Consider the following 15,238-nt stretch of genomic DNA (forward strand, 5'->3'; position numbering starts at 1 on the left):
TTTCATCCCCCTTTTTTAAACCACTTTGTAAAAAAATGTCGTCCCTCCTTTAACATTCAATTTGTTTGTCAAAGCTTCGCTGTACGTTAACTGTAGACAATCTCAATTACAGATATTGTCGTTTTCTGTCATCTTATTTTCATATAAATGAAAATGATGATATGGTCACGAAATATCAGTAGGTATAATAGGTTGATTTGTTGTTATGTGTAGGAAGACATAGTGCAAAAGGCATAAGAGATGAATGGAAATGGTTGAGGAAAAAATAAAAAAAGGACAAAATCGAAAACGATTTTGTCCTTTCAATTAGCCGCGTTTATTGCGGTTTCTTAAGAATGTCGGAATATCAAGCGTATCGTCAGCCGGCTGTGAGGTTTGACGGCTGACTGTGTTTTGATGCTGCGGTTCCTCTCGTTTCGGCTCACGTTTTGGAGCACTCTGATTATGTGATTTGATGTTCTGGTTTAATGATGGACGCTGGGGTTTCGTAACATCTTTCTCCTGTTCGATAAAACCAGTGGCAATCACAGTAACCACAATCTCGTCTTTAAGATTTTCGTTAATAACAGAACCGAAAATCATGTTTACATCCTGATCAGATGCAGAAGCGACAATGTCTGCTGCTTCTTGAACTTCATAAAGGCTCAGATTTGTTCCGCCAGTAATGTTCATTAAGACGCCTTGCGCGCCGTCAATTGCTGCTTCAAGAAGCGGACTGGAAATGGCTTTTTTCGCAGCTTCTGCAGCACGGTTTTCTCCAGTCGCAATACCAATACCCATTAAAGCAGATCCTTTGTTTGACATGATCGTTTTCACATCAGCAAAGTCTAGGTTAATGAGACCAGGAGTAGCGATCAGGTCAGAAATACCTTGAACCCCCTGACGGAGTACGTTATCAGCTTCACGGAATGCTTCAAGCATCGGCGTGTTTTTATCAACAATTTCAAGAATACGGTCGTTCGGGATCACAATCAGCGTGTCCACCGCTTCTTTCATTGCAGAAATTCCGCCCGCCGCCTGCAGCTGTCTTTTGCGACCTTCGAACGTAAACGGTCTTGTAACGACTCCGACTGTTAATGCTCCTAAATCTTTTGCGATTTGCGCAATAACCGGTGCGGCACCTGTTCCTGTTCCGCCTCCCATACCAGCTGTTACGAATACCATGTCAGCGCCTTTTAGCGCTTCTTCAATCTGCTCCTTGCTTTCCTCTGCGGCTTTTTTTCCGACTTCCGGATTTGCACCTGCTCCCAATCCTCTAGTCAGCTTTGCGCCGATTTGCATTTTCACTTCCGCTTTTGACAGGTTAAGAGCTTGAGCGTCCGTATTTACCGCGATGTACTCTACTCCTTGCACTTCATTCTCAATCATTCGGTTGACCGCGTTGTTACCGCCGCCTCCTACTCCGATTACTTTAATTGATGCTAAGCCGTCTATGTTTGTTTCGAACTCCAACATGCTAAATCCTCCTAATCTGCCGAATGACTATCTATCTATTCCCAAAACATGCTTAATAGTTTTTTCATTTTGCTCTGTTTGTTATGTTCGGCTTGTGTTTTTTGTTTTCCTTTTGGCCGTTGCTGCATCTCATTTTGGTGATGATGCTGCTCTTGTTCCTCTGCTGATGAGACGGCGATTTCCTGTATCGCTTCTTCAGGCATCTTGAAGCCAATTTTTCTGCCTTGAATTCTTGCATTCCGGCAGGCAAATTGAATCATGCCAACTGCCGTCATATACTGAGGATCTCTTACACCGATATAATTCGGGCTCGCCACTCTGACATTGTTTTGCAGCACATCCTGCGCTAGTGACATGATACCAGGCATTGCTGCTTGCCCCCCTGTCAGCACGAAGCCTCCCGGCAGATCGCTAATTCCCATATTGCGAAGTTCTTCTGAAGCAATCTCAAGAATTTCTTCGACTCTTGCTTCTATGATATTCGCTGCTTCCTGCTGTGTAAATGTTTGTTTCTGATTGGTGCCTATAACGGTTACCTCAAATACTTCATCTTCTGAAGCCTCGTTATAGTAGGCATGTCCAAATTGTTTTTTCACACGTTCCGCTTCTTCTGTGGACGTTCTCAATCCGATGGAGATATCTTTGGTGATATTTTCGCCTCCGAGAGGAATGACACGGGTAGAAGTCAGGTGTCCGTTCTGGAACACGGCAATGGTGGTTGACCCTCCGCCTATATCAATGAGAGCCACACCGAGATTTTTCTCATCCTTTGACAAAGCAGCAGAACCGGCTGCCAGCGGCTGTAGACAGATATCAGTTATTTCAACACCGGCTCTTTCAACGCAGCGAAGCAAGTTATGTAATATTGTTTTTGAACCGGTGATCAGTGTACCCTCTACTTCTAAACGCACACCAAGCATTTTTTTCGGGTCGGTAATTTCATCTCTTCCATCTACGATAAATTGTTTAGGAATGACGTCGACTATCAGCTGTTCATGCGGTATTGAAACAACCTGGGCCGCTTCCATGACGCGGCGGACATCTTCTACTTGAATTTCTTTATTTTCACTGGAAACTGCTACAACACCGTTTGTATCTTGAATATTGATATAATTTCCATTAACGCCGACAATAGCTTTTCTAAGCGGAAAACCTACCATTCTTTCAGCTTGGTCAAACGCTTTTCTTATAGAATGAACGGTCTCATCTATATCAACGATTGAGCCTTTTTTCAACCCTTCAGACGGTACATTTCCCACACCGATAATATTTAGGGAATCATCTGTCATTTCTCCGACGATCACTTTTGTATTGGACGTACCGATGTCAAGACTGACGTAAAGTTCATTGTTGTTCATTCTATGGCACCTCCTCACATTTCGATCATTTCTATTCTATTATTTGCGGAACAACAATACAATGAATGTGGCTTTACAAGTGTGTAACAAAAAATAACAACGGAATATTCCTTATGTGCTTTTCACATTTTATGTTTATTGAAAATATTCGTTATATCCTATGTATATCCTCTTTTATATCACATTTTTTTTATTTTTTTTAGAAAGAGTCCACTTTGTTAGTAGATTTCTCCTTATAACGGCTATATTCTGAAATAACCTGACTCCAAATGCGAATATACCTGCTAAATACAAGTCTACACCAAGATGGACTCCCAGAAAAGCTAAACTTATTGCCAATATAATATTAAAAAAGAAACCGGAAACAAATACCATTTCATCATATGTACCTTGTAAATGCGCCCTGATTCCGCCGATTAAAGTATCAAGTGCAGCAAGCACCGCAAGTGATAAATAATTTGAGTATTCACTCGGTATCGTTAAGTTTGTCATCAATCCGATCGTTATTCCGAGCACGAGTCCAAGCACGGGCAGCCACATGACAATTCTCCTCCCTTTTAGTCTTTCAGCGGTTTTAGCTGTTGTACGTCCACTGCTCTGTCATAAGCTTTTAAAGTCAGGCTGCTGTCAGATTTACCTGCTTTTAACGCTACATTTTCAGAAGCAAAGATATCCTCCAAATCGGACCCCTTTACCCTGCTGTACAGCTTGTCCGGATCTTCAGCAAGCACTTTTACTGTTAAAGGATAATCATCAAGGCTGTATCCGTCTATTTTTGTTGTGCCGTTTATGTCCCGTATCACTGAAGAAATCACAACTCTTCGCTCATTTATTGAGATATGCTCAGCACCATAGGAGTTGAGTTCATTGATCAGCTTCTTTAGTAAATCCGGCGGTGGATTTTTGACCGCCTCTCCAGTTACGCTTTCAGAAAAAAGCGGAGAAAGGGTGATGACAATTCCGCTACCTGTTATATCGGTCATGCCGGCTGTTTTTTTTAAGGTTTGTAATGTATTATTGAGCGCTGTTTCTTTTGTCAATTCTTTGTTTTGTGTATAGGTATGCAGCAATATATCATACTTTTTAATTTCAGCCAGCAGCTCTTCCTGCTTCTTCTGCTCTGATGTAAGCTCTTCTCTTATATCCCACATATCTCTTGTATCTCGGACTTGTGGATGCTTTAAAGAATTAAATTGAACAGATATCATAAGGCCGAATATGACCATAAGCACGCTGATGCTAATGAAGGAACGCTTTATTTTCAATCACTTCACCCGCTTTTCCAGTCATTCCTTCGTTTTCAGAATGGGTTCCATTTGTACATTTTTCTTTTTTTCTGCGGTAACAGAAATATGATCCATAGAAAGCTGATCGATCAGGCCTCCTGCTATATTTAACGAAGGAAGCAGGACATCAGGATCTCCGATGGCAGAAACGACAAACGGGGCGGGGTGCTGCACCCCGTCTACCGTTACGACCGGCCCGTTGCACTTGATGTAGGAATCATGGGTCAGCCGCTGGCCGTTGACGGAGACGGCTGCCGCACCAGATATATACAGTTCATTTATGACTTGAAAGAGATGGCTTTCGTGAACGATGTAGCTGTTCACGTTCTCTCCTTCCGGTATGTAAGAAGCATCTTCCAAAGTCACTTGAACGCCCTCTCCTTGTACACCGACTTCCCCAATATACATTCTGTACTTTTCTACATCTTCCAGGACGTTATAGTATTCGGTTTTTTCGTTTTTCAGCTTATTTTCAGTCTGACGGACTTTGTTCTGCTTTTGATACAGTTCTTTTTCAAGGTCCTTGTTTTCTTTCTCTTGTTTCAGCAGTTCATCCCGCAGGGCATATTCTTTTTTCCATTCTTCCGTCTCTGTCATGCTTTTGTGGTTTTCTCTTGTCGTCTGAAAAGAAAAAGAAATTAAAAAGCCGGCGATAAGCATAATCAAAGAAAGAAGGACGGCTGATTTGCCCTTCAATTTTCATCTTCCTTTTTGGCAGACGAATCGCTTTTTCCAAACTCCTCAAAATAGGTTGCAACTTCTAAATGAATAATCCCTTTTTTACTGCCGCTGAGCTGTGAAATAATAGAAGGATACGTTTTCATTCGGTCTGCAAAGGTTTTGATGGATGCAGTGACGACATACCCGTCGTTCATATATAATTTAATTCGGTTTTGATCCATTTTGACAGGAGTATAATACACTTCTGAAATCGATTGTTTTATAGAATTTGACAAAGCATCGAGCTGCTTGGCCATCTGAACACGTTTTTTAGCGTCTGTCCAATTCACCAAAATCGGTCCCGCATCATCCGGCGTTACTTCGTCTGGCAAAACTGAACCGTTTTCAAGGACTTCATAATACACATTGTCTTTTTCTAAATAAGCAATCGCTTTATATTCTTCGATCGCAATGTTGATTTTATTAGGAAGGGATTTGCTGATTTCTGCTTTTTTTACTAATTTATTTTGCTGAATCTTTTTTGCTGTTTTTTTCTTATCCAGACTCCAAAATTCAGTATCCCCGCTTTTGATATCGGAAAGATCAATAATCTCCTTTTTGGAAACATTCTCATTGCCGCTAACAGAGATTGATGAAATTTTACTGATCGGTGTCTGCAGATACACGATGATCAGCACCATCATAAAAAAGAGCATAATAAATGAAATAAGCCGGCGGTTTGCCTTCTGTTTTCTCTGCTCTTTAATTTTAGGGATCCGCTCTTCAATATTTACGATTTTTTCTCGGTCATGCCCCGGATTCATTGCCTGTTCACCTCATTCAAATGAAACAGCCTTAAAAGTCTGCCTATTCCAAAACAAACGGCATACTATGATGCCGTTTGTGTTTGCTTACAGTATATCATATGAACAGCTTCAGTTCAGAACTTGAATCAGCGATTTTCACCGATGATTTCAACCTCTGTGTGCATCTCAATCTCGTATTTTTCACGGATCGTCTTTTTCACATGGTCGATCAGATCAAGCACATCTTTTGCTGATGCTCCGCCCGCATTGACGATAAAGTTCCCGTGCATTTCCGATATTTTCGCACCGCCGATTTGATATCCTTTTAAGCCTGCTTTTTCCACTAGATTGCCGGCATGGTTCGGAAGCGGGTTTCTGAATATGCTTCCTGCACAAGGGCTTGAATACGGCTGTGTATTCTTTCTGTAGTCTTTATTGCTTTGCATTTGCTGAACGATTGATTCTTTATCTTTTTGTTCAAGCTGCAGAACGGCTTCAAGACAAACACCAGGGCGTTTCTTTTGCAATACGGACGTTCTGTAGGTGAATTCCATCTCCTCATTTGTCAGCCACTCGATCGTGCCGTCTTCAAATAAAATATGCGCTTTGACAAGGATCTTACTCATATCAGACCCGTGAGCGCCTGCATTCATATAGACAGCCCCTCCGACAGATCCCGGAATTCCGGCAGCGAATTCTAATCCCGACAAGCCTTTTTTGCTCAGCGATGTAGCAAGACGCACGACTGAATAACCGCCACCGACAGTGACTTGTTCCCCGTCAAGCTTCAAGTGGTCAAGACCCGCACCCAGCTTGATGACCACGCCTCTGATTCCTTCATCTAATACAAGAAGGTTTGACCCGCGGCCGATGACTGTCCACTTTACTTCATATTTTTTTACAACATCCATGATGTCCTTGACAGCATCTACACTGCTTGGAATGACCAATACATCCGCAGGACCGCCGATTTTCATTGTTGTATGATTTGCGAGCGGTTCATTTGCAAGCACCTTGCCGACTTCGCGTTCTTTTAATTCTTGTATCACTTTCTCCATCGTAAACCTCCGCATTCCATTTGCTTTTCTATTATTTTTTCAAATCTTCAAGTACGCTGTATAAACGGGCAGCCGCATCAGGAACACCGAGTGACTTTGTCCGTTCGCTCATATCCTTTAATGTTTGTTCATCAAGCACAATCCGGTCAAGCGCTTCAATCAGCTTTTCCCCGCTGAGTTCGGTTTCTTTTAACACAATCGCCGCATCATGCTGACCGAGAGATCGCGCATTGACCTCCTGGTGATTCGCCGTTACATACGGACTTGGAATCAGCACACTCGGGATTCCTAGTGCCGTAATTTCCGCAATGGTCGTCGCACCCGCTCTTGCTACAATCACATCAATTGCCTTTAAATATTCTGGCATCTGATGGAGAAACGGTTTTGTGACCATATTGTCAGCTGCGCCCTTGTTTTTCAGCTCAGTCATTACTTTCTCATAGTGAACCTCGCCCGTAATATACAGAACTTGATACGCTCTTGATTTCAGCGCATCCTGCATATCAATGACCGCTCGGTTAATCGGTGCGGCGCCTCTGCTTCCGCCGAAGATTAATACGGTTTTTTTCTCTTCAGAGAGTCCGAATTCAGCCATTGAGCGGCCCGTCTTTATTGAGACGACCTCAGAGGCTCTTGGGTTTCCCGTAAATACAACTTTCTCACTTGGAAAATGTGATTTTGCTTCCTCAAAACATATTGCTACTTTATTAACATATTTTGAAAGAAACTTATTGGTGATGCCCGGCAGGCTGTTTTGTTCATGAACGATACTCGGAATCCCCATTTTTGCAGCCGCGTATACAACCGGCCCGCACACATAACCGCCCGTTCCAATCACGGCATCCGGCTTAAATTCCGCTAAATACGATTTGCTTTTTTTAACGCCCTTTAGAAAACGCATCACCGTTTTTACGTTTTCAAATGAAAGCTTTCTTTTAAAACCTGTAATTTCAATGGAACGAAACGGTATATTTTCCCGTTCTACAATTTTTTTCTCTAATCCGTTTTCTGTTCCGATATATAAAAATTCCGTATCAGGATGGCGGCGCTGCACCTCTTTGATAAAGGCAAGGGCTGGATAAATGTGTCCCCCTGTGCCGCCTCCGCTTATTGCAATTCGCATAACTCTTCCCCCAGTCTCAGTTTCTCTATAACATAACGATAACCCTGTTTTTATGGACAGGGTTATCGCATCAATTGTTTCCCAGCTTCCTGTTTCATAGGATCGCTTCACTAATAAAATTCATTAATACCTCGAGTACCGGCTCACGTTCAGCAGCACGCCGACAGCCATCAGCATCAGGGTCAATGATGAACCTCCGTAGCTCAGAAACGGCAGCGTGATGCCAGTTACCGGAATAAGGCCCGTCACAACGCCGATATTGATCATAACTTGGATCGCGATCATTGAAATAATCCCCACAGCGACAAAGCTGCCATATAGATCTGGTGCACCGAGCGCGATCCTGATTCCTCTCCACAGCAGCACGCTGAACAGAAGCAAAATAAGCGACCCGCCGATAAACCCAAGCTCCTCTGACAAGATGGCGAAAATAAAGTCCGTTTGCGGCTCAGGCAGATAAAAGAATTTCTGTCTGCTTTGGCCAAGCCCCATTCCGAACAATCCGCCAGGCCCAACCGCATATAGCGATTGAATGATTTGAAAACCGCTGCCGAGCGGATCTTCCCACGGATTTAAGTAAGAGGTAATCCGTTTAATCCGGTATGGAGCCGACAGTACGAGCCCGACAAATCCGCTCAGGCCGATCAGCCCGAGAAAGACGAAATGGGCGATTCGCGCACCGGCTACAAAAATCATGACAATACAAGTACCGACCATTACCGTTCCCGTTCCGAGGTCAGGCTGGCACATAATAATCAAAAATGCGGAAAACACGATGCCGAGCGCCGGGACAAATCCACGTCTGAACGATGTAATGTTTTTTTGCTTTTCAGAGAGAAATTTAGCAAGGAATGCTATCATCGCAAGCTTCATAAACTCTGAAGGCTGTATGCTGAATGCGCCGACTCCGATCCAGCTTCTTGAGCCGTTCCGCACCATGCCTACGCCTGGTATTAAAACAAGCACCAGCAAGAAAAAACAGATAACCATCAGCAATTTAGACCATGTCCGCCATGTCCAATAATCAACATTCATAATAAAGAACATAGCAATAACTCCGATGCCCGCAAACAGCAGCTGCCGTTTCGCGAAAAAGAATGAGTCGTCAAATTTATAATCCGCCCATACCGCACTCGCACTGTACACCATAATTAATCCAATTGTTAATAATAATAACGTAATGATGACCAATAACAAATCAGGCGATGTTTTTTTAGTAGTCAAATCAGTCGACACCCCAAGCTTTAAGTCATTAGGGCTGCCGATTCTCCAAGACAAGCCCTTACTTAAGCATATGCACGGCGTCTATAAACATGTCACCGCGTTCTTCAAATGTTTTGAATTGATCCCAGCTCGCACACGCAGGTGAAAGCAGAATGACATCTCCTTCATTTGAGAGCGCAAACGCCGCAGATACTGCTTGTTCAACATTATCGACACGTTTGACATGTTGTATTCCCAGCTCATTTCCGAGCTGTTCGAGTTTCGGTGCTGTCTGTCCGAATGTAAGCACCGCTTTGACGTGCTTCATGTAAGGCTTTAAGTCGTCAAACCCGTTTCCGCGATCCAGTCCGCCTGCAAGCAGGATGACAGGTTTTTCAAAAGCCGAAAGCGCCTTGCTTGTCGCCAAAACATTTGTTGCTTTGCTGTCATTATAAAACTTACGGTTCTTCACCGTTGTGACATACTGGAGACGGTGCTTGACGCCGGTAAAGCTTGTCAGCACTTTTTTGATGGCCTCGTTGGACGCTCCAGCCGTTTTCACTGCCGCAATCGCAGCTAAAATGTTCTCCAGATTATGCGCACCCGGCAGCACAACCTCTTCCAGAGGAAGAATAGCTTCGCCGCTGTACATAATCATGCCGTCTTTTACATAAGCGCCGTGTTCAAGCTGTTTGCGTACTGAAAAAGGAACAATTCCGGCTTCTCCGGCTTCAGCCAGGCGGACGACTGTTTCATCATCCTGATTGACAATTGCTTTATCTGAAGCTTTCTGATGCAGATACACTTTCTGTTTCGCTTTTTCATAGTTTTCTCTCGTATGATGATAATCCAGATGGGCATCAAACACGTTTAAAATCAGGCTGATTTCAGGCCTGAAGTCGTGTGTCCCCATCAGCTGAAATGACGAAAGTTCCGTTACGATCCATTCATCTCCATCAGCGTGATAGGCAACCTCACTTGCGACTGTACCGATGTTTCCGGCGATCAGCGCCTTTTGAGAGTCTGCCTTCAGCATTTCATAAATCAGCGTCGTCGTTGTCGTTTTTCCATTCGATCCGGTAATCCCGATAAATTTGGCATTAGTCAGATGGTAGGCAAGCTCAATTTCTGTCCAAATCGGTATGCCTCTTTTTTCTGCTTCCTGAACCATAATATTTTCATATGGAATTCCCGGGTTTTTGATTAGTACAGTAATCTGGTGCTGATCGAACAGAGAAACAGGGTGCTCTCCGCAGACAACTTCGACCCCTTTTTCAGAAAGTTTCTGGGCTGGTTCGTTCTCATCAAAAGGCTTTTGGTCGTTGACTGTAACATAAACACCTTTTTCATGAAGAATAGACGCCGCCGCAAACCCGCTTTTCGCGAGCCCAAGGACTAAAAAATGCTGATTTTGCAAAAATAGATCGTTTTCCACTTATAACCACACCTCGATGTAAATTCCTAATACGGCAAGCAAAAGTCCCGCAGCCCAAAATGTTACAACAACTCTCCATTCAGACCACCCGACAAGCTCATAATGGTGGTGAAGCGGACTCATTTTAAAGATTCGTTTACCTGTCGTTTTAAAGCTGATGACCTGCAAAATAACGGATAATGTCTCAATGACGAATACACCGCCGATAATGACCAGCAGGATTTCTAATTTCGTTAAAATGGCAATGGTGACGATTGCTCCTCCCAATGCAAGTGATCCTGTATCTCCCATAAACACTTTGGCTGGATGCGCATTGAATACCAGGAAGCCCAGCACCGCTCCGACAACCGCGACTGAGAAAATAGCAACATCATATTGGGATTGATTCCAAGCCAGGATGGCAAAGGCGCCAAAAGCAATAGCTGCCGTACCTGATAATAAACCGTCAAGACCGTCAGTCAGGTTGACGGCGTTTGATCCGCCGACAAGCATAAATAGCACAAGGATAAAGTAAGCCCATCCAAGATCAAATGACAGATCAGTCCCAGGAATGCGGATATCCGTCGCAAAATTGTAGTAATGATACACCGCATAAAACACAATTGCGATGATAATTTGTCCGATCAGTTTTTGCTTTGACGTCAGACCGAGATTTCGTTTCATGACGACTTTGATGTAATCATCCAAAAAGCCGAGTAAACCGTAACCGATCGTGACAAACAGCAGCAGGAACATTTCCGGGCTTATTTCTGAAAACTTCTGTGTCATCACAATTGTTGTCACAATGATAGACAGTATGATCATGACTCCGCCCATTGTCGGTGTCCCTGATTTTTTCTGGTGTGATTTCGGTCCTTCTTCTCTAATACTCTGACCGAATTTTAATCTTCTTAAAAACGGAATAAGAATCGGAGAGAGCAGAACACTGATTAAAAAACCCATTAAAATTGTAAACAGAATGACTTGCTCAAGCATTGTCCTTTTCTCCTCCTGTTTCTTTCAAACGACATACGTAGTTATCATATTCATGATTTTTTTCCATATGAAAAATCTTTTCAAGCTCCATCATTCAATAACATCTCTTTCCTATGAATTCGTCTTATTTTTATTCAGTTCGACAATCGCTCTTGCCGCCACTTCGGCATCGTCAAAGTCAAAAGTTTCGTTCCCAATCTGCTGATAGGTTTCATGGCCTTTCCCGGCAATGAGGACAACGTCGCCTTTTTTGGCGTTGGCAATGGCAAAGAAGATCGCCTGCTCGCGATTTGCGATGCTGTGGTAGTATTCGTTCTCTACCCCTGCTTCCATATCTCTTAAAATGGCACGCGGATCTTCGCTTCTTGGATTATCTGAAGTGAAAATCGGTTCGTCAGCCAGCTCAACAGCGATTTTCGCCATTTTCGGGCGTTTCGTCTTATCTCTGTCTCCGCCGCAGCCGACAACGACAAAAAGCTTTCCTTCCGCCATGTCTCTGCATGTCTTCAGCACGTTTTCAAGGCTGTCCGGCGTATGCGCGTAATCAACTATAACCGGAAATTCCTGCTGCTGATTAACCAGTTCAAAACGGCCTCTTACGCCATGCAATTCTTCCACGGCTTCTGTAATGGTTTCAAACGGAATGCCTGCCGCAATACAAGTCGCAACAGCAGCGAGCACGTTATACACGTTAAACTGTCCAACGAGCGACATCGTGATGTGCTTAGTGCCTTTGTTCGTCACCAGTTGAAAACTCGTGCCCTGTGCAGTGGTTTTGATATCTTTCGCCATTACATCAGCATTGTTTTTAATTCCATATGTAGAAATATGTGCCGCAGTGACCTTTTCAAAATAAGCGCTTGCCTCATCATCCGCGTTTAAAACAGCCCGTTTTGGATTTTCATGGTTGAATGCCCCGCCAAGCTGAGAAAACAGCAGGCTTTTTGCCTGTCGGTACTCATCCATCGTTTTGTGATAGTCAAGGTGATCCTGTGTTAAGTTCGTAAACACGGCAATGTCATAATCACAGCCGTGAACCCGTCCCAGTGACAAAGCGTGAGAAGAAACCTCCATGATGGCCGTGTCGACGTGCTTGTCATTCATTTTTTTAAATGTTTGCTGCAACGTGACGCTTTCCGGTGTCGTGTTTTTAACGGGAAGTGTTTCGTCATCGATTTTAATGTACATCGTGCCGATTAAGCCTGTTCGTTTCCCCGCTTTTTTGAGAATCTCATCAACCATATGGGTCGTAGAAGTTTTTCCGTTTGTGCCCGTTATTCCGATCAGCTGCAGTTTCTTTGTCGGCTGTCCGTAAAACGCATCAGACAAAACGCTGAGCGCCCGCAGTGACTGCCGGACAATGATGACAGGCACATCCACATCAAGCTCCTTTTCAGCCACAATAGCCGCTGCGCCGTTTTCAACTGCTTTTTGCGCAAAATCATGGCCATCTACCGTATACCCTTTTACACATACAAAAAGACTCCCTTTCTTTACTTCCCTGGAGTCCATCTCAATTGAAGTTATTTCAGGGTCTTGTGAGTCATTTACAGAAGGTTCGGTTGTTAAGTATGTAAGCAGCTTTGTAAGTTTCATCGTATCAAACCTCTCAACATTCTATTCGTTCTTTTTATCATTGAAGTCACATCAAATGATGTGATAATGACTTTTAAGCATACAGTTCATATTTTAGCGTAAAAAAAAGGATACATCCAGCTAATCTTGAAAGATATCAGCATTTTTCTGCAATAAAATAATAGGCAGCCCGAATTAATCGGCTGCCTCCTTTTCATCTTCTTCAGTCAAATAAACACGTATCTTAGAGCCCTCTTTTACTTTTGTTCCTGCAGCTGGTGATTGTTTGACGATTTTGCTTCCTTTTCCGGAAGCATCTATATTCAGATTCACCAAGAGTGACTCAAGATCTGAGACAGACATCCCTACAACATTCGGAACTTCTATTGTTTTTGTGTCGTTCCATTGGTATTTTTTTTCGATTTGATTTTTCCTAGGCTTAACACCAAGCTCCGGCAGGCTGTCTCTCATAATACTTCCCACAATAGGCGCTGCAACGGTTCCGCCAAACTGAATCGTGCCTTTCGGGTTATCCACCGCGACATAGACGACAAGACTCGGATCGTCAGCCGGAGCGAAACCGATAAATGATACAATGTGGTTGTTTTCGAGGTATTTTCCATCTTTAACCTTTTGTGCTGTTCCTGTTTTTCCGCCGACACGATAGCCTTCGACAAACGCATTGCGTCCGGTGCCTTCTGCAACGACGCTTTCTAAAGCATAGCGGATTTGTTTTGATGTTTCCTTAGAAATGACTTGTTTCTTGGCGATTGGCGATTGTTTTTTGACAGTTTTTTTGGTGACCGGATCAAGCCACTCTTTTGCTATATAAGGTGTGTAGAGCGTGCCGCCGTTAACAGCGGCAGAAACGGCTGCAACCTGCTGAATCGGCGTGACGGATACTCCCTGTCCGAAGGCGGTTGTCGCTTGCTCAACCGGGCCTACTCTGTCAAGCGGAAATAAAATCCCTGTTCCTTCCCCCTGCAGGTCAATCCCGGTTTTTTGGCCAAATCCAAAGCCTTTTATATATTTGAATAGCTTTTCTTTGCCCAATCTCTCGCCCAATTCAACGAAGCCGGGGTTACAGGAGTTTTGCACAACTTCAAGGTACGTTTGCAGCCCGTGGCCGCCCCTTTTCCAACAGCGCAGTCTTGCTCCGTCTACTTCTGCATGCCCTTTATCATAAAATTGGTCACGTTTCAGGTTGACTTTTTGCTCCTCCAGAGCCGCCGCAAGTGTAATAATCTTAAAGGTAGAACCCGGCTCGTATGTGCTCCATACAGGGAGATTCCGATTGTAAACGGACGGGTCAACAGATTGGTAGTCAGCCGGATCAAAGTCAGGTCTGCTTGCCATTCCAAGTATTTCTCCGTTTTTCGGATTCATTGCGACTGCAATCATACCGTCTGGATGATATTTAGCTTCAGCATTATCAAGCTCTCGTTCCATTATGGTTTGCACCTTCGAATCCACAGTCAGCTTCATATCGAGTCCATCCTTAGGAGGCGTGTAGTCATCCGCTTCATCGGGCATTTTCTTCCCTTTGGCATCTGTATAAAACTTAACAGAGCCTTTTTCTCCTTTTAAATCATCATCATAATAGGCTTCAAGCCCAAGAAGTCCTTGGTTATCAATACCGGCAAACCCAAGCACATGAGATAAAAAGCTGCCGAACGGATAATGGCGGATACTATCCTCCGCTACATACACCCCTTTTAAATCGAGCGCTTTGATTTCTTTTGCCTTCTCATTTGAAATTTTCCTCCCTTCTGGCGTAATCTTTTCTATCGATGCTTTTTTCGTGACGTGCTTATATACTTTTTCTTCAGACATATTTAACACCGCAGCCAGCTGTTTGCTCGTTTTCAGCGGATTCTGGACTTGACGCGGCACGACAAATACGGTCGGTGCACTTTTATTTGTGGCAAGCTTAACGCCGTTCCGATCAAGGATCTCTCCCCGTTCCGGCTCAAACGGCAGGTTCCGGCTCCAGGAATCCTTCGCCAGAGAAGTCAGTTTCTCCCCCATGACAAACTGAACATACCCCAGCCTTGTATCAATGATCAGAAATACGATCACTCCAAAAAGCAAAACAAATAATAAACGTTTTCTAACCGTTACATTCGAGACGCGCAAGGCACCGTTCACTCCTTATTTAGGCTTGTTTCATTTTATGCCTGCGTATGGACAGGTAGAACGGCGCTCCTCTTTGGAGATATAAAAAAAGAAAGCTTACCCGACGGGGTAAGCTCAGGCTGTCGAGAAAATCTCGACAGCCTTTATTTTTCCTTAAAATATCCATTC

At 43.7% G+C, this 15,238-nt stretch carries 13 protein-coding genes; all 13 read right to left on the reverse strand.

Annotation, left to right across the window (positions count from 1 at the left end; all coding sequences use genetic code 11):
- Positions 1 to 306 precede the first annotated feature (306 nt).
- The 13 genes from ftsZ to LNN34_RS07920 all read right to left on the reverse strand — a co-directional run bounded on the left by ftsZ (position 307) and on the right by LNN34_RS07920 (position 15,070).
- The gene (gene ftsZ, locus LNN34_RS07860) at positions 307 to 1,455 is read right to left on the reverse strand and encodes a cell division protein FtsZ (RefSeq protein WP_024121324.1); all 1,149 of its coding nucleotides are present in this window, start codon (positions 1,453 to 1,455) and stop codon (positions 307 to 309) included.
- A gap of 35 nt (positions 1,456 to 1,490) precedes the next feature.
- Positions 1,491 to 2,813, reverse strand: coding sequence for a cell division protein FtsA (gene ftsA / locus LNN34_RS07865; RefSeq protein WP_024121323.1), 1,323 nt, complete (start codon positions 2,811 to 2,813; stop codon positions 1,491 to 1,493).
- Positions 2,814 to 2,987: 174 nt separating this feature from the next.
- Positions 2,988 to 3,353 carry a small basic family protein gene (locus tag LNN34_RS07870; RefSeq protein WP_010334164.1) on the reverse strand — a complete coding sequence of 122 codons (366 nt, stop codon included), beginning with the start codon at positions 3,351 to 3,353 and terminating at the stop codon, positions 2,988 to 2,990.
- Positions 3,354 to 3,370: 17 nt separating this feature from the next.
- Entirely contained in the window at positions 3,371 to 4,078 is a 708-nt protein-coding gene (locus LNN34_RS07875) for a DUF881 domain-containing protein (RefSeq protein WP_229043066.1), read from the reverse strand.
- Positions 4,079 to 4,099: 21 nt separating this feature from the next.
- Complete coding sequence (locus tag LNN34_RS07880) at positions 4,100 to 4,795, reverse strand: DUF881 domain-containing protein (RefSeq protein ID WP_044155974.1); 696 nt, start codon at positions 4,793 to 4,795, stop codon at positions 4,100 to 4,102.
- Entirely contained in the window at positions 4,792 to 5,583 is a 792-nt protein-coding gene (locus LNN34_RS07885) for a cell division protein FtsQ/DivIB (protein WP_044155975.1), read from the reverse strand. Before LNN34_RS07885 ends, LNN34_RS07880 begins: the two co-directional genes overlap by 4 nt.
- Positions 5,584 to 5,711: 128 nt before the next feature.
- Positions 5,712 to 6,623, reverse strand: a complete 912-nt coding sequence (gene murB / locus LNN34_RS07890; protein WP_202663703.1) for a UDP-N-acetylmuramate dehydrogenase — start codon at positions 6,621 to 6,623, stop codon at positions 5,712 to 5,714.
- Between the two features lie 31 nt (positions 6,624 to 6,654).
- Positions 6,655 to 7,746 carry an undecaprenyldiphospho-muramoylpentapeptide beta-N-acetylglucosaminyltransferase gene (gene murG, locus LNN34_RS07895; RefSeq protein WP_044155976.1) on the reverse strand — a complete coding sequence of 364 codons (1,092 nt, stop codon included), beginning with the start codon at positions 7,744 to 7,746 and terminating at the stop codon, positions 6,655 to 6,657.
- A 123-nt stretch (positions 7,747 to 7,869) separates the two neighbouring features.
- Entirely contained in the window at positions 7,870 to 8,970 is a 1,101-nt protein-coding gene (spoVE, locus tag LNN34_RS07900) for a stage V sporulation protein E (RefSeq protein WP_003221421.1), read from the reverse strand.
- Positions 8,971 to 9,028: 58 nt separating this feature from the next.
- Positions 9,029 to 10,384, reverse strand: coding sequence for a UDP-N-acetylmuramoyl-L-alanine--D-glutamate ligase (murD, locus tag LNN34_RS07905; RefSeq protein WP_059292826.1), 1,356 nt, complete (start codon positions 10,382 to 10,384; stop codon positions 9,029 to 9,031).
- Positions 10,385 to 11,359, reverse strand: a complete 975-nt coding sequence (gene mraY, locus LNN34_RS07910; protein WP_024121314.1) for a phospho-N-acetylmuramoyl-pentapeptide-transferase — start codon at positions 11,357 to 11,359, stop codon at positions 10,385 to 10,387. It lies immediately after the preceding gene.
- Positions 11,360 to 11,470: 111 nt separating this feature from the next.
- Positions 11,471 to 12,955 (reverse strand): UDP-N-acetylmuramoyl-L-alanyl-D-glutamate--2,6-diaminopimelate ligase, encoded by a 1,485-nt coding sequence (locus LNN34_RS07915; protein WP_059335837.1) that lies wholly within the window; start codon positions 12,953 to 12,955, stop codon positions 11,471 to 11,473.
- 174 nt (positions 12,956 to 13,129) lie between these two features.
- On the reverse strand, positions 13,130 to 15,070 hold the full coding sequence (locus tag LNN34_RS07920) for a stage V sporulation protein D (protein ID WP_024121311.1): 1,941 nt from the start codon (positions 15,068 to 15,070) through the stop codon (positions 13,130 to 13,132).
- Between the last annotated feature and the right edge of the window lie 168 nt (positions 15,071 to 15,238).

The sequence above is a fragment of the Bacillus sp. AF23 genome, from assembly GCF_020861455.1.
Classification (GTDB): domain Bacteria; phylum Bacillota; class Bacilli; order Bacillales; family Bacillaceae; genus Bacillus; species Bacillus halotolerans.

What these genes read in the sequence shown, in the direction of transcription:
- ftsZ (WP_024121324.1), bottom strand. Translation starts at nt 1,455, where the DNA reads ATGTTGGAGTTCGAAACAAACATAGACGGCTTAGCATCAATTAAAGTA.
- ftsA (WP_024121323.1), bottom strand. Translation starts at nt 2,813, where the DNA reads ATGAACAACAATGAACTTTACGTCAGTCTTGACATCGGTACGTCCAAT.
- LNN34_RS07870 (WP_010334164.1), bottom strand. Translation starts at nt 3,353, where the DNA reads ATGTGGCTGCCCGTGCTTGGACTCGTGCTCGGAATAACGATCGGATTG.
- LNN34_RS07885 (WP_044155975.1), bottom strand. Translation starts at nt 5,583, where the DNA reads ATGAATCCGGGGCATGACCGAGAAAAAATCGTAAATATTGAAGAGCGG.
- murB (WP_202663703.1), bottom strand. Translation starts at nt 6,623, where the DNA reads ATGGAGAAAGTGATACAAGAATTAAAAGAACGCGAAGTCGGCAAGGTG.
- murG (WP_044155976.1), bottom strand. Translation starts at nt 7,746, where the DNA reads ATGCGAATTGCAATAAGCGGAGGCGGCACAGGGGGACACATTTATCCA.
- mraY (WP_024121314.1), bottom strand. Translation starts at nt 11,359, where the DNA reads ATGCTTGAGCAAGTCATTCTGTTTACAATTTTAATGGGTTTTTTAATC.
- LNN34_RS07915 (WP_059335837.1), bottom strand. Translation starts at nt 12,955, where the DNA reads ATGAAACTTACAAAGCTGCTTACATACTTAACAACCGAACCTTCTGTA.